14 protein-coding genes and 1 pseudogene are annotated in these 12492 nt (G+C 69.8%); 6 read left to right on the top strand and 9 right to left on the bottom strand.

Annotated elements, in window-relative coordinates; genetic code table 11:
• Positions 1-6 precede the first annotated feature (6 nt).
• Together D5S19_RS11185 and D5S19_RS11180 are read right to left on the bottom strand one after the other, a co-directional pair.
• Complete coding sequence (locus tag D5S19_RS11185) at positions 7-747, bottom strand: DUF2637 domain-containing protein (RefSeq protein ID WP_120023289.1); 741 nt, start codon at positions 745-747, stop codon at positions 7-9.
• On the bottom strand, positions 744-944 hold the full coding sequence (locus tag D5S19_RS11180) for a hypothetical protein (protein WP_120023288.1): 201 nt from the start codon (positions 942-944) through the stop codon (positions 744-746). The genes D5S19_RS11185 and D5S19_RS11180 overlap by 4 nt, the downstream gene beginning before the upstream one ends.
• A 439-nt stretch (positions 945-1383) precedes the next feature.
• Here D5S19_RS11180 and D5S19_RS11175 point away from each other — a divergent pair, with 439 nt between their 5' ends.
• The gene (locus D5S19_RS11175) at positions 1384-2106 is read left to right on the top strand and encodes a MerR family transcriptional regulator (protein ID WP_120023287.1); all 723 of its coding nucleotides are present in this window, start codon (positions 1384-1386) and stop codon (positions 2104-2106) included.
• A gap of 54 nt (positions 2107-2160) precedes the next feature.
• On the opposite strand, the gene D5S19_RS11170 is transcribed toward D5S19_RS11175, so the two are convergent.
• Entirely contained in the window at positions 2161-4101 is a 1941-nt protein-coding gene (locus D5S19_RS11170; protein ID WP_120023286.1) for an MFS transporter, read from the bottom strand.
• A gap of 91 nt (positions 4102-4192) precedes the next feature.
• Between D5S19_RS11170 and D5S19_RS11165 the strand changes: the two genes are divergently transcribed.
• A complete protein-coding gene (locus tag D5S19_RS11165) occupies positions 4193-4660 on the top strand; it encodes a MarR family winged helix-turn-helix transcriptional regulator (protein ID WP_233573829.1) in 468 nt (155 codons plus the stop codon).
• A gap of 342 nt (positions 4661-5002) precedes the next feature.
• Here D5S19_RS11165 and D5S19_RS11150 read toward each other — a convergent pair whose 3' ends face one another.
• The 5 genes and pseudogenes from D5S19_RS11150 to D5S19_RS11140 form a co-directional block, all read right to left on the bottom strand.
• A complete protein-coding gene (locus D5S19_RS11150; protein WP_120023283.1) occupies positions 5003-6154 on the bottom strand; it encodes a N(5)-(carboxyethyl)ornithine synthase in 1152 nt (383 codons plus the stop codon).
• Positions 6155-6203: 49 nt separating this feature from the next.
• A complete protein-coding gene (locus D5S19_RS32450; protein WP_199730447.1) occupies positions 6204-6365 on the bottom strand; it encodes a DUF6307 family protein in 162 nt (53 codons plus the stop codon).
• Between the two features lie 47 nt (positions 6366-6412).
• A pseudogene (locus D5S19_RS32445) lies at positions 6413-6565 on the bottom strand (RGCVC family protein); the annotation flags it as partial.
• Positions 6565-7116: an SPFH domain-containing protein gene (locus D5S19_RS11145; RefSeq protein ID WP_233573828.1), complete on the bottom strand. Its 552-nt coding sequence runs from the start codon at positions 7114-7116 to the stop codon at positions 6565-6567. The pseudogene D5S19_RS32445 and the gene D5S19_RS11145, both read right to left, overlap by 1 nt.
• Positions 7117-7506: 390 nt before the next feature.
• Positions 7507-8559, bottom strand: a complete 1053-nt coding sequence (locus D5S19_RS11140; RefSeq protein ID WP_120023281.1) for a fatty acid desaturase family protein — start codon at positions 8557-8559, stop codon at positions 7507-7509.
• Between the two features lie 873 nt (positions 8560-9432).
• Between D5S19_RS11140 and D5S19_RS11135 the strand changes: the two genes are divergently transcribed.
• Positions 9433-9897 carry a DUF5994 family protein gene (locus D5S19_RS11135; protein WP_120023280.1) on the top strand — a complete coding sequence of 155 codons (465 nt, stop codon included), beginning with the start codon at positions 9433-9435 and terminating at the stop codon, positions 9895-9897.
• Positions 9898-10171: 274 nt separating this feature from the next.
• On the opposite strand, the gene mftR is transcribed toward D5S19_RS11135, so the two are convergent.
• Complete coding sequence (mftR, locus tag D5S19_RS11130) at positions 10172-10792, bottom strand: mycofactocin system transcriptional regulator (protein WP_120023279.1); 621 nt, start codon at positions 10790-10792, stop codon at positions 10172-10174.
• 107 nt (positions 10793-10899) lie between these two features.
• Between mftR and mftA the strand changes: the two genes are divergently transcribed.
• Genes mftA through mftC form a run of 3 tightly spaced genes read left to right on the top strand, consistent with a single transcriptional unit; the run spans position 10900 to position 12489 of the window.
• Positions 10900-11016 carry a mycofactocin precursor MftA gene (gene mftA, locus D5S19_RS11125; protein ID WP_120023278.1) on the top strand — a complete coding sequence of 39 codons (117 nt, stop codon included), beginning with the start codon at positions 10900-10902 and terminating at the stop codon, positions 11014-11016.
• On the top strand, positions 11006-11305 hold the full coding sequence (gene mftB, locus D5S19_RS11120) for a mycofactocin biosynthesis chaperone MftB (protein WP_120023277.1): 300 nt from the start codon (positions 11006-11008) through the stop codon (positions 11303-11305). Before mftA ends, mftB begins: the two co-directional genes overlap by 11 nt.
• Complete coding sequence (gene mftC, locus D5S19_RS11115) at positions 11305-12489, top strand: mycofactocin radical SAM maturase (RefSeq protein ID WP_120023276.1); 1185 nt, start codon at positions 11305-11307, stop codon at positions 12487-12489. Before mftB ends, mftC begins: the two co-directional genes overlap by 1 nt.
• Positions 12490-12492 lie beyond the last annotated feature (3 nt).

Raw genomic sequence — 12492 nt, 5'->3', positions numbered from 1 at the left:
GTCGGGTCACACGACAACCTCCTCCGACGAGGCGTAGGCGGGTTCCCGCCGCACGGGCCGCTCGCCACGCGGGCCGCCGAGGACGGGCGGCAGGTGTCCGGCCTGCCGCCACCGCAGCAGCACCTTGCGGCCGTAGTTGTTCGTGCCCGCGATCCGGTCCAGCTCCGCGCCGGTCGGCGTGCGGCCCTTGGACCGCTCGGTCACGTAGTACGCCCACATCCGCTGCTCGGCGGTCGGCTCGGCTGTCCGAGCCTCGTCCGGGACCACCGCGAGACGCACCACCGACCCGGTCTCGCCCGTCTCGGCGGTCTCGGTGTCAGTCTCGGCGCTGGTTCCGGCACGGTGCCGCTTGAGCGCGCGATTGAGCAACTCAACCGCCAGCAGCAGCGCCAGCGGCGGGCACGCCGCCACCGCCACGGCGAACACGCTCAACTCCGGGGCCGCCGCCACGTTCGCGCACAGCGACAGCACGATGCCGAACACGAAGGACAACCAGGCCGCCCATCGGCCACCGGCACGGCTGCCGTGGCCGGTGGTCTTCCACAACTCGACCGTCGCCGTGGTCAGGATGCCGTCCACGATCAACGGCCAGATCGCCGCCGTCGCCTCGTCGGCACCGAACCGCAGCGCGAACTCGCGGCCATGCCGGTAGGAGGCGTACGCCGCGCCGAGCGCGACCAGCGCGGTGCAGGCGCACTGCACCCACAGCGCCCGGTCCCGACGAGCCGGGGATGCCGTGGCGCTCACCGCCGCACATCTCCCGCCGCGGGCCGCGCGTCGTCCAGACAGCAGCCGAGGCACGCGAACACCTGCGAGCCAGTCACCGACCGGCGCACCGGCACATGCGGAACACGGACGCGGAGGTAGTCAGCTCCGCACAGCACGCAGGCCAGCCCGTCGGCATGCGGCGCGGTCAGCCCGGTGATGCTTGCTTCGCCGCTCATCGGGAACCACCCGCCGTAAGACGTCGGGTGCCCACCGGGCGGATCGTGATTTCAGGGCCTTCGACCAAGATTGTTTGGTTCGTATGCTGAAGCGTTAGGCCCACTCGATCTTGGGTGCCGCCTGTTCGGCGGGCACGCCTTCCCTCGCGGCGATCATCGTTTTTCTTTGTGGGGCCAAGCCCCACGCCCCAGCCGGGGGCACGCCCCCGGACCCCCATCGCGGCTTCAGCTTGGTTCGTATGCTGGCACGTCAGGTCCACCATCAGGGGAACCTCGGTTTTCGTGTCCCTGGCGGCCGTTGAGATGCAAGGGATTCGGCGAGTAGTGGCGGCAGGTGTGAATCCCTGACCCGGACGCGACTCTCCCGGGACGGCACGCATCGCGGCCGCCGAACGTTCCTAGACTGACCGGTGTCGTCGGAGCGGGAAGGGTCAGCATCATGACGTGGAGTACGCGACAGCTCGCCGAACTCGCCGGTACCACGGTCAAGACCGTGCGGCACTACCACGACATGGGGGTGCTCGAGCTGCCCGAGCGCACGGCCAACGGGTACAAGCAGTACCGCACGGCTCATCTTGCCCGGCTGCTTCAAGTCAAGCGGCTGACCGAATTCGGGCTGTCGCTGTCGGAGATCCGGGCGATGGGCGGTCAGGAGAGCCCGGACGACGCGCTCGACCGGCTCGACGCGGAGCTGGCGGAGACGATCGAACGCCTGCAGCGGATCCGCACGGAGCTGGCGGCTACGCGGGCGAGCCAGGCGCCGCTGGACATTCCGGCGCGGTTCGGGTCGCTCGCGGAGCGGCTTTCGCCGGAGGATCGGGTGATGCTGACGGTGTTCTCGGGGGTTCTGCAGGAGACGGCGCTGGAGGATCTTCGGACGCTGATGACCGAGCACGCCGGCGAAGACGCCGATTTGGACAGGCTGACGGTGGATGCGCGGGACGAGGAGATCGAGGCCGTCGCGCGCCGGCTGGCCGGGGCGATGGCGCGGGACCACGCCCGGTTCCCGTGGCTGGCGGACCCCGGCTCCGCGGCGCTGCGTGGCCGGGCGTCCGCCGAGGCCGCGCTCGGGAACGCTGTCGCGGAGCGGTGTAACGCGGCGCAGTTGAAGGCGCTCGCGCTCGCCAAGGAATACCTGAAAGAGGGCAGGCAGGACCGGTGAGCACCGGCACCGCGCCGAACCGGGTGCACGCGGGCGCGGAAGATCGCCTGCTGATCAGTCCACTGTGGACCCCAAGCGCAGCAGGGGATCGACCTGTGCCGGGCCACCGGAGGTGAGGTCGACCGGGGTCGCGGCGGGGGCGTAACTCGTCACGACGACCTGGTACTCGCCGGGGACGAGGCCGTCGACGGTGTAGCGGCCGGAGGCGTCGGTGACGGTCGTGCCCTGTACCCGGCCCTCGGCGTCGAGGACGGTGACCTGGGCTCCGTGGAACGGGCCGGGGCCGGCGTGCACGGTGCCCGCCAGGCGGGCCGACGCGGGGAGTCGGAGGTCTTCCCGGGTTGGCTCGGTGCCGAGGACGACGTGCCGGGCCACCGGGTCCCGACCGTCCACTTTGGCCAGCAGCACGTACGTGCCCGCGGGGGCGGTCAGTGCGAAGTCGCCGTGCGGGCCGGTGTTCGTGCGGTGCACTTGGTGGGTTTCCAGCGAAGTGAGGGCGATCGCGGCGGTTTCTTGCGGGGCGAGTCCCTGTACGCTGCCGGTCAACGCGGGTGGTTCGGCCACGGCGGTCCGGGCCTTGCGGACGCGGGAAAGCACCACGTCGACGATGCCGACGAGCAGGGCGAGGGTGACCAGCCCGGTCGAGCCGAGGAGGCCGAGTGCTGCCGCGGAGTGGTAGTCGCCGTGGGACCGGCTCAGCTCGCCGAAGAACAGTGCGCCGCCCAGCGCCGTGCCGACGGCCGAGCCGATTCGCTGTCCGGTCTGCAGTACGCCGGCCGCGGTGCCGCCTTCGGCGGGGGAGATGTCCTCCAATGCGAGCGTCGAGTTCGGGGCGATCACCAGCCCGCTGCCGAAACCGGCGACGAACAGCGGCGCGGCGAGCACGAGGGCGGCGCCGCTGCCGGTGTAGTCCCGCACGAGCCAGGCGGTGCCGGCCAGCCCGAGCGCCGCGAGCAGGACGCCGGCCACGATCATCGGCCGGCCCAGCCGGTGCACCAGCCTGCCGCCCAGCACGGGCGAGATCGCCGAGCCGATCGCGAAGGCCAGCATGGCCGCACCCGCCTGCAGGGCCGAATAACCCTGGCCCTGCTGGAAGAACAGCGTCAGCACCAGGAAGATCCCGGTGAATCCGGCGAAGTAGACCATCCCCAGCACCGAGCCCATGGAGTAACTGCGCACGGTCAGCAGCTTCAGGTTGACCAGCGGGTGCTTCCCGCGGTTGCCGAGCAGCCGTTCCCACAGCACGAACAGCACCAGCAGGCCGGCTGCGACGCCCATCAGCCACCAGCGCGGGCTCCCGCTCTGCTGCTCTTGCTCGATCAGCGGCAGCATCACCAGCACCACGGCCCCGCCGAGCAGCAGCGTGCCCACCAGGTCCGGGATGCGCTTGCGGCCGGTGCGCCCGTCCTTGGGCAGCAGCCGCAGGCCGAACAGGATGGCCAGCACGCCGATCGGCAGGTTCACGTAGAACACCCAGCGCCAGCCTTCGCCGTTGCCGAACGCCTGGATCAGCAGGCCGCCGAGCACCGGCCCGACCGCGGTGGACAGCCCGACCGTCGCCCCGAACGCGCCGAACGCCTTGCCCCGCTCGCGGCCGGAGAACAGCTGCTGCATCATGCCGATGATCTGCGGGTTGAGCAGCCCGCCCGCGATGCCCTGGCACAGCCGCGCGACGACCAGCCAGGTCGCGTTCGGCGCGACCCCGCACAGCACGCTGGTCACCACGAACAGGGCCAGCCCGAGCAGGAACATCCGGCGGCGGCCGTAGTCGTCGCCGAGCCGCCCGGCCGGCACCAGCGCCAGCCCGAAGGTCAGCGCGTAGCCGGAGACCACCCAGGACACGTCCGCCGGGGTGGCCCCGATGCCGTGCTCCATCGAGGGCAGCGCGACGTTGACGATGCTCACGTCGAGCAAGGTCATGAAGCCCGCGATCAGGCAGACCCACAGGGCACGCCAGCGCCGCGGATCCGGCTCGGCGGGGACAGGCACGTTCATGGAACCACCCGTGGATTCGAGACCGGTAAGATAATGACCAGTGCTAGAGTAGCCGGTCATGCCGCCCCCGCGTGACCACGTCGACGGAGTCATGACACGCATCACCGAGCTGACCGACGACGAACGGATCAGCAAGGCGCTGAGCATGCGCCTGCTGCGGGTCGCGCGCCACCTGGAGAACGAGCTGCGCCGCGAGCTGGCCGCGTTCGGCATCGAGCTGTGGGAGCTGGAGCTGCTGGGTGCGCTGGCGCGGTCCGGGCCGCCGTATCGGCTCTCCGCCGGGGAGCTGCTCGCGAGCATGCACCTCACCTCGGGCGGGGTCACGAAGCGGGTCGCCGGACTGGAAGCCAAGGGCCTGGTCCGCCGGGACGTCAACCCGGACGACCGGCGGCAGATTCTCGTCAGCCTCACCGAGGAAGGTCAGTCGCGCGCGAAAGAGGTCTTCAGTACCAAGACCGGGGCCGAGACGCGGCTGCTCGCCGCGCTGCCGGCGCCGGTCCGCTGTCGTCTCAACGACGACCTGCGGCGACTGCTGCTGGACTGGGGAGAGCCGCGGTAGTCCTCACGCCGGGGTCGAGTTCGGTGACGGTGCTGATCAGGTTCATCCGCATGCGCAGCTCGGCGACGTCCTTGGCGCGGCAGTGGTTCGCGGCCCGGCCTCGCACACGCCGGTGACGACGAACTCGGAGCTGAGGTTCTGGGTCAGCTGCAGCTCGTTCTCGAATCCGCCGTCGCCCGGATCGCCGCCGGCCGCGGATCCACGCGTCGGACTCCTGGCCACCGGAGAGCCGCGAGAGGCGGAAACCGCGTTACAGCACCAAGTCTCCGACAACCATCTGATCACCACGGAGACGATCTCCGCCGCGACCGGGCTGCCCCGGGCTGCGGCCGTGGGAGGTTCCTAGCTCCTGCGGTGGGGGTATTCCGCCGAGCGTCGTTGGAAGGCCAGGATCTCCGGGTTCGCGATCACGCCGTTGCGGATTTCGATCGCGCGCCCGATGGTGTCCTCTACCCCCCATGCGGATGGACCGGCCAGCAGCGGCCGCAGCAGGGGGATGAGCGCCTCGCTGATCTCCCAGGTCGCCGAGTTCCACAGGTAGGACGGGCTGTGGTCGACGGCGTAGTAGGTGATTCCGTCGCCGACGGTGAAGGTCGGGTCGGCGAACGTGGTGGACCGGGCCCAGCTGAAGCCCATGCCCTCGTCGCACGAGACGTCGACGATGAGGCTGCCGGGCGCGAACGCCTCCAGGTCCTTCTCGATGAGGAAGGTCAGGGGCGCCAAGGGGGCCTGCAGCGCGCAGTTGACGACGATGTCGTGTTCGGCGAGGAACCCGGCCAGCGGGACCCGGCCCCGGGCGGTGAGCGCGTGGCTGCGGCGGGGGTCGCCAGGCCGGTCCGCGTCGTGGTCGAAGTGGACCATGGTCGCGGAGTGGATCGGCGAGGCGACCGCGGTCACGCCGCGGCCGGTGAGGACGTGCACGTCGTGGACGCCGTGGGCGCTGAGCGCTGTGATCGCGCCCCGTGCGGTCGCACCGAAACCGATGACGGCCGCGCGCAGACGGCGGCCGTAGTCTCCGGTCGAGCCGGTCAGCTGCAGGGCGTGCAGCACCGAGCAGTAGCCGGCCAGCTCGTTGTTCTTGTGGAACACGTGTAGCCCGAAGGAACCGTCGCGGGTCCAGTGGTGCATCGCTTCGAACGCGATGAGGGTCAGTTTGCGATCGACGGCGAGCTGGGTCAGTTCGTGAGCCTGGACGCAATGCGGCCAGCCCCACAGTGTCTGGCCTGGTCGCAGCTCGGCGACGTCGGTAAGCAACGGCTTGGCGAGCAGAATGATGTCGCATTCGGCGATGAGTTCGGCGCGCGTGCGTACCCCGGCGACGGTGCTCTTCAGCTGTTCGTCGGGCACGCCGAAGTCCGCGCCGTAGCCGTGTTCGAGGTAGATGTGCTCGAGCAGGTCGGTGTCGATCCGGTGGAAATGGCGCGGGTCGATGGGCAGGCGGCGTTCGTCCGGTTTTCGCGAACGTGCGATGACGCCGAGAGTGAGCTGAGGCAATGCGACGGACCCCTTTGCCGGAATGTGGTTTCGATACTGCGCCGGGGCGTCAGCGCCGCAGCTGTTCGGGTGCTTCGTCGAGCAGGTGCAGCAGGCGCACCGCCAGCGCCTGGCAGGCGGTGTCAGAGAGCTCAGTGTCGTGTCTGAGCAGGTCCCGTACTTGGGCGACCCGTTGTTCGTAACGCGACATGAAGGCGATTTCGGTGGCCATGGTTGTTCCTCTTTTCTGGTTTGACGGCTGCCTGCGGCACAGGCGCAGCGGCGGCGCAACTCGCCGGCCGCGGTCGCGGCGCAGAAGCGGGTTGCGATCGCGTCGTGCGCGTCCGTCTCGTGTGGACAGACGGGACAGCCGTGTGCCGCGGCGGTGCTCGGCAGTTCGGCTCGGAGCGTGATGGGCGCCGGGGCGCTCATCACCCGGATGCCGGCGAGCCGGTGGGCGACACGGCGACCGATGCGGGCGGTCGGTCCGCGGCCGCGTTCTCGCGGGACGGAAAGGCACCTGGGTCGCAGATAGTGCTCATCGACAGCGCGGGGAACACCACGGTGATGTTCTTGTCCACGCCGAGTTCGACGAGGCTCTGCGCATTGCGCGGCTGCAGGGTGGCGAGGTCGGGGATTCCCCGGATGTCGGTGTTGATGCCGACCTTGCGCAGCGTGGTCTGGGCGATCCGGTCGATCGCGGCGTGGACGTTCTCGATCGAGACGGCCGATTTCACCGCCTCCCGCACCCGGAAGTCCGCTACCCCGGACGCGTCGATGCGCATGTTGCCGCGGCTGATGAGGACCTGGGACTGGATTGGCATCATGATGACCCGCAACGGAATCCGGCGCACCACGTCCACGACCGGGACGATCAGCCGCAGCCTCGGCTCGCGCGCCCCGGCCACCCGGCCGGGCCGGAACAGGACCCCGCGCTCGTACTGCTTGACGATCCGCACCGTGGTGGCCAGCAGGGACTGCACCGCGACGACGGCCGCGATGGTCGGAAACGGTCATGACGCTCCAGGCTTCGGCGACTACCGGAGGCGAGAACACCGGCGTGCCGAGATCGTGACCACGTGGCGCGCGAAGACCGGGCGAACTACGAGGCGCCGGGGATGGCGCCGGCTCGATCGCCTGCGCACGGGATGCTCCCGGGCGCCACCGACACTACACGGGTCCGGATCGCCGAAGGTCACAATCAGGCATCCGGACCCCATCAACGGCGCGGCGTGGTGAGCTGCCCGGCGAGATCCGGTGACACGGCCACCGGCCGCCGTCGGCGTACCCGCGCTCGGCACCGGCCGGCTTCAAGGCCAGGTGCGCTGCAGCAGGCTCGTTTTCCGGTGCGGTTTCCCGCTGATCTGAGACGGTCATCCGGATGTTTCTTTCGCGCCTGCGCGAAGCGGTGCCCCGACCTCGTGCAGGTGCCGTAGCACCTGGGCGTAGGTATGGAAGAGGCTGCCCTGGCTGTAGCTGATTGCCCGTTTCGTGCAGAAATCCCGCACCAGGGGTTGTGCTCGCCGCAGCCTGGCCATCGGGATGCTGGGGAACAGGTGGTGTTCGATCTGATAGTTCAGCCCGCCCATCGTGAAGGTCATCCACCGGCCACCCTTCACGTTGTGCGAGGTCAGCACCTGGCGGCGCAGGAAATCCAGTCGGTGGCCCGGTTCCAGATGCGGCATGGCCTTGTGGTTGGGTGCGAACGAGCAGCCCATGTAGACGCCCCAGGCCGCGTGGTGGACCGCGATGAACACGAACGCGATTCCCGGCGGCAGCAACACGAACACCGCGGCGAGGTAGACGACGAGATGCCCGGCCAGCAGGCCGGCCTCCAACCGCCGACGTTGCAGATCGCCGCGCCATACCGCCTTGATGCTGGACCAGTGCAGGTCGAGACCTTCCAGCAGCAGCAGTGGAAAGAAGAGAAATGCCTGGTATTTTGCCATCCAGCGCAGGAAACCGGCTTTGGTGCGGCTCTGCCCGGTGCTGAACGCCAGCGCTGGGATGTCGATGTCCGGGTCGGCGCCGTCGACGTTCGGGTGGGCGTGATGGCGGGTGTGCTTGCCGACCCACCAGCCGTAGCTGATCCCGACCAGCCCGGCCAGCCCGGTCCCGATCACGTCGTTGGCGCGGCGGCCGCGGAAGATCTGCTTGTGCCCGGCGTCGTGGCCGAGAAACGACAACTGGGTGTAGGCCACCGCCAGCAGCACCGCGGTACACACCTGCCACCAGCTTTTCCCGCCGAGCGCGAGCAGCACCCACGCGCCGCCGAACGCCGCGACACTGATCCCGATGCGCAGCGCGTAGTGCACCGGCCGTCGGCGGAACAGCCCGGCCGCTTTCATCAGCGCCGACAGCTCGGCGAAGTCGCTGCCGGACGGATGTCCGATGTCCGGTGCTACGACGGTTTTCCGTTCGTCCATAGTGGATCCTTAACCAGATGGCAGGGGGAGCCCGGCGGGGACAAGGCCAGAGCACGGATCCTGCTCCGTGCGAACGCATCGGAGACTGGCATCCGCATAACCGCTCCGTCGCCAGGTGGGCACTCGACGACAGGTCGACGGCTCCGCGAAGCTTCGGCCGTGCCCAGGCCTCCGACGACAGCCAAGGTCCGGTTGCTGCCGGTGCGGGAAGATGTCGCCGACACTACACCCGCCAGGGGGGCGCCAGCGCGCCGGACCAAGCCTGCGCCCTACCGCGGTTCCGGAGAAGCGGCGACGTCAGTGGCCTGAGGGTGTACCGTCAGTGGTGTCCGAGAGCATTTCGTGTGTGGGCATTCGAGCCCGCGCCGTCCTCGGATTCTCATCCCGGCCACCTGAGCCGGGGACGGGAGTACGGCATGTAGCCGGGTCTACGCACACCATCGTCATCCCAGCGGCAATGATGCCGCAGAGCAGCCCGGCCGGGTCCGCACTCCGCCGTTGGCGCCCAACCGGAAAAATGGCGTTGGTGCGGCGTGGCCCGTCTTGTGCCCTGCCCATCGTGCGGAAAGGAAGAATTCATCAGAACCGTCGAAGAGCCGTTGTTCAGCCATCCGGCCGTTGCCCAGCCCCGGCCCGGTGCACTGACCCGCCCCGAGGGCGACCGCTACGGCGGGTTGTTCCGGCCACCCCCGGTTCCCGTCGGCGGCGAGCCGGACGAGCGGCCGATTCCGCGCCAGCCACGCGGCAGCCGCGGATCTCGCCGGTGAGCGCCGCCGTCGAGACCGGGTTCCGGCGTAGCCTGGCGGTATCGGCCCGCCTCCGCGGGGATCCGCCACCAGGACGATCCCGGGCCGGCCGGGCGGGAACACTGCGATGATGTTCACTGCGCATGGCGATGCCGCGGGTACTCTCATCGACTCGTTGCCGGTCGGCCGTCGCTTGCGGCTCAAGGGACCGGATGCCCTGAAGGGCTGCTTCGATGGCGCCTGGTGGCCACGCTCCCGGGAACCGGTCACAGAATTCAGCGCCCTCGTCACCGCGCTGGCCGAGCGTTCCGGGCGGGTCGACCGCATCGGGTTCAACCCGGTCTCGTGGGATCTCGCTCCTGCCCGGCTTCGCCACGGGCCGGATCTGGTGCGCCTGGCAGGTTTCTCCATTCTTCAGCCGCACACGGTCATCGTGGTCGGCCCGCGCATCCACCACGTGACGCTGCTGATGATCCCGCCGGAAGCTGATCCGGTCGCCGCGCGCGGCGCTATGGTAGCCGCGGCCGCCGACGAAAGCATCGGGACTGCATGGGAAATCCTTGCCCGCAACGGTGTACTCGCCTCGTCCTAGACGGCCGTCCCGCGGTGGCTGGTGCCCCACCCATCCGCTCGATTTTTCGCCGGTTTGGCCGAACGTCACCATCAGCCGCAGGCCCTCGGCTACCGGGTGCGCAAGGCGAGTATCGTGCTCCGGCCCGGACCGCGTTCTCCGGCTGGACCGGCCCACGGGGCTGAGCTGTCCGCAAGAGACACTGACACCGTTTCTCTCCGCGGACGACCGGATCGGAGAACCGGCCGGTGTGCTGCGGTGCCTGCTGCTGGATTGGGGAGAGCCGCGGTAGTCCTCACGCCGGGGGTTCGGCGCCGGCGTCCTGGAAGCCGGTGGCCAGTGCGCGGAGCGCGGCGTCGAGATAGACGGTGAGGTCGGCGTCGGCGCGGGCGGACCAGCGTTCGTAGGCGGCGCGGCACACCGCGAGTACCGAACGGCCCACTGCGAGCGCGTACAGGGAATCCGCGGGCCGGCCGGTGCGCCGGGCGACGTAGGTGCTCACTGCCCGTTCCCATGCGTCGTAGTGCACCGCGGCGCTGGCGCCGAGTTCGGCGACCGTGCTGATCAGGTTCATCCGCATGCGCAGCTCGGGGACGTCCTCGGCGCGGTAGTGGTTCGCGGCCAGCACGGCCTCGCGTACGGCGTCGAGCAGGGGCAGCTCGTCGGAGGTGTCGGCGAGAAGCTTCTCCAGTGCGGCGACCTCGGCGTCGAACTCGTTCCACAGGACGTCGGATTTGGTTTCGTAGTACCGGAAAAAGGTGCGGCGGCTGACGCCGGCGGCGGAGGCGATGTCGTCCACTGTGGTGGCGTGGAAACCGCGCTCGTGGAACAGCTGCAGGGCGATGACCTCCAGCGCGCGGGCACTCGTGCCGGGTGGCCGGCCGCGGCGGCCCGCGGCGGGGGTGCGTTCGGTCATGCGAGTGTCGTTCCGTCCCTGGGCCTTGTTTTCTGGCACGACGTGACGTTACTCTCCCTGTATTCGACACGCTGTGCCGAAATCCGCTACGTGTCAGAGGAGTCGCGATGAGCGAGCAAATCGCCGAGCCGTCCGAGCGTACCGAGCAGGCCGAGGATGCCGTGGTGGCCGAGGACCTGCTGGTCGAGGAGGTCTCGATCGACGGGATGTGCGGTGTCTACTGAGACCGCGGCGGCCGTCCGCCCGTTCGACCTGGACGCCGCTTGGTGCCTGGACGAACGGGTGGCCGTCCGGCCGGAGCGGTTCGGCGCGCTGCTGTACCACTTCGGCACCCGCCGGCTGTCCTTCCTGAAGAGCCCCGGCCTGCTGACCGTGGTGCGGTCGCTGGCCGAGCACCCGAGCGCGCGGGCCGCCTGTGCCGGCGCCGGGATCACCGCACCGGAACTGCCGCGCTACCGCGGCGCGCTGGCCGCGCTGGCCGCGTCGCGGATGATCCGGCCGAGGAGTGCCTGATGTCGCTTGTGGACGAATTCCAGTACGGGCTCGACGCCCCCATCTGCCTGACCTGGGAACTGACCTACGCCTGCAATCTGTCCTGTGTGCACTGCCTGTCCTCCTCGGGCCGGCGGGATCCGCGGGAGCTGAGCACCGCCGAGTGCAAGGCACTGATCGACGAGTTCCAGCGCATGCAGGTGTTCTACGTGAACATCGGCGGCGGCGAGCCCACCGTGCGCGCCGATTTCTGGGAGCTGGTCGACTACGCCACCGAGCACCAGGTCGGCGTCAAGTTCTCCACCAACGGGATCAAGATCACCGAGGAGGTCGCGCGGCGACTGGCCGCCAGTGATTACGTCGACGTCCAGATCTCGCTGGACGGGGCGACCGCGGAGGTCAACGACCACGTCCGCGGCCCGGGTTCGTACGCCACCGCGATCCGTGCGATGGAACGGCTTTCCGCCGCGGGCTTCGAGAATTTCAAGATCTCCGTGGTGGTCACGCGGCAGAACGTGGGCCAGCTCGACGCGTTCAAGGCGATCGCGGACCGCTATCGCGCGCAGCTGCGGATCACCCGGCTGCGCCCGTCCGGCCGTGGCGCGGACGTGTGGGACGAGTTGCACCCGACGGCCGCCCAGCAGCGGGAGCTCTACGACTGGCTGGTGGCCAACGGGGACAACGTGCTCACCGGCGATTCGTTCTTCCACCTCGCCGGTTACGGCGACGGCGGGCTGCCGGGCCTGAACCTGTGCGGTGCTGGGCGGGTGGTGTGCCTGGTCGATCCGGTCGGCGACGTCTACGCCTGCCCGTTCGCCATTCACGACACCTTCCTCGCCGGGAACATCCGGTCCGAGGGCGGATTCACCGGCGTGTGGCGGGAATCCGAGCTGTTCGCGCAGCTGCGCAACCCGCAGGGCGGTGGCGCCTGCACTTCGTGCTCGGCCTACGACGCCTGCCGGGGCGGGTGCATGGCCGCGAAGTTCTTCACCGGTCTCCCGCTGGACGGGCCGGACCCGGAATGCGTGCGTGGGCACGGGGAACTCGCGTTGGCCGGGGTCGCCGCGGGCAGTGCGCCGAAGCCGTCGCTGGACCATTCGCACCGCAAGCGTGCGCCGGTGCCGGTGACCATCGGGATGCGCCGCCCGCCGGACCGGGCGTGCGACGAGAACCCGCTCGCCGGGTTCACGCCGCCGGGGCGGTGACCG

The organism is Amycolatopsis panacis, assembly GCF_003600245.1.
In the GTDB taxonomy this organism is placed as follows: domain Bacteria; phylum Actinomycetota; class Actinomycetes; order Mycobacteriales; family Pseudonocardiaceae; genus Amycolatopsis; species Amycolatopsis sulphurea.
Note: the sequence above shows the minus strand (reverse complement) of the source record. Positions and strands in the feature narration are given on the sequence as shown.

Coding starts and splice junctions, on each gene's coding strand:
- D5S19_RS11180 (WP_120023288.1), bottom strand. CDS start 944: ATGAGCGGCGAAGCAAGCATCACCGGGCTGACCGCGCCGCATGCCGAC.
- mftA (WP_120023278.1), top strand. CDS start 10,900: ATGAGCGAGCAAATCGCCGAGCCGTCCGAGCGTACCGAGCAGGCCGAG.
- D5S19_RS11140 (WP_120023281.1), bottom strand. CDS start 8,559: ATGGACGAACGGAAAACCGTCGTAGCACCGGACATCGGACATCCGTCC.
- D5S19_RS11165 (WP_233573829.1), top strand. CDS start 4,193: ATGACACGCATCACCGAGCTGACCGACGACGAACGGATCAGCAAGGCG.
- D5S19_RS11170 (WP_120023286.1), bottom strand. CDS start 4,101: ATGAACGTGCCTGTCCCCGCCGAGCCGGATCCGCGGCGCTGGCGTGCC.
- D5S19_RS11175 (WP_120023287.1), top strand. CDS start 1,384: ATGACGTGGAGTACGCGACAGCTCGCCGAACTCGCCGGTACCACGGTC.
- mftC (WP_120023276.1), top strand. CDS start 11,305: ATGTCGCTTGTGGACGAATTCCAGTACGGGCTCGACGCCCCCATCTGC.
- mftR (WP_120023279.1), bottom strand. CDS start 10,792: ATGACCGAACGCACCCCCGCCGCGGGCCGCCGCGGCCGGCCACCCGGC.
- D5S19_RS32450 (WP_199730447.1), bottom strand. CDS start 6,365: ATGGCCACCGAAATCGCCTTCATGTCGCGTTACGAACAACGGGTCGCC.
- D5S19_RS11135 (WP_120023280.1), top strand. CDS start 9,433: ATGATGTTCACTGCGCATGGCGATGCCGCGGGTACTCTCATCGACTCG.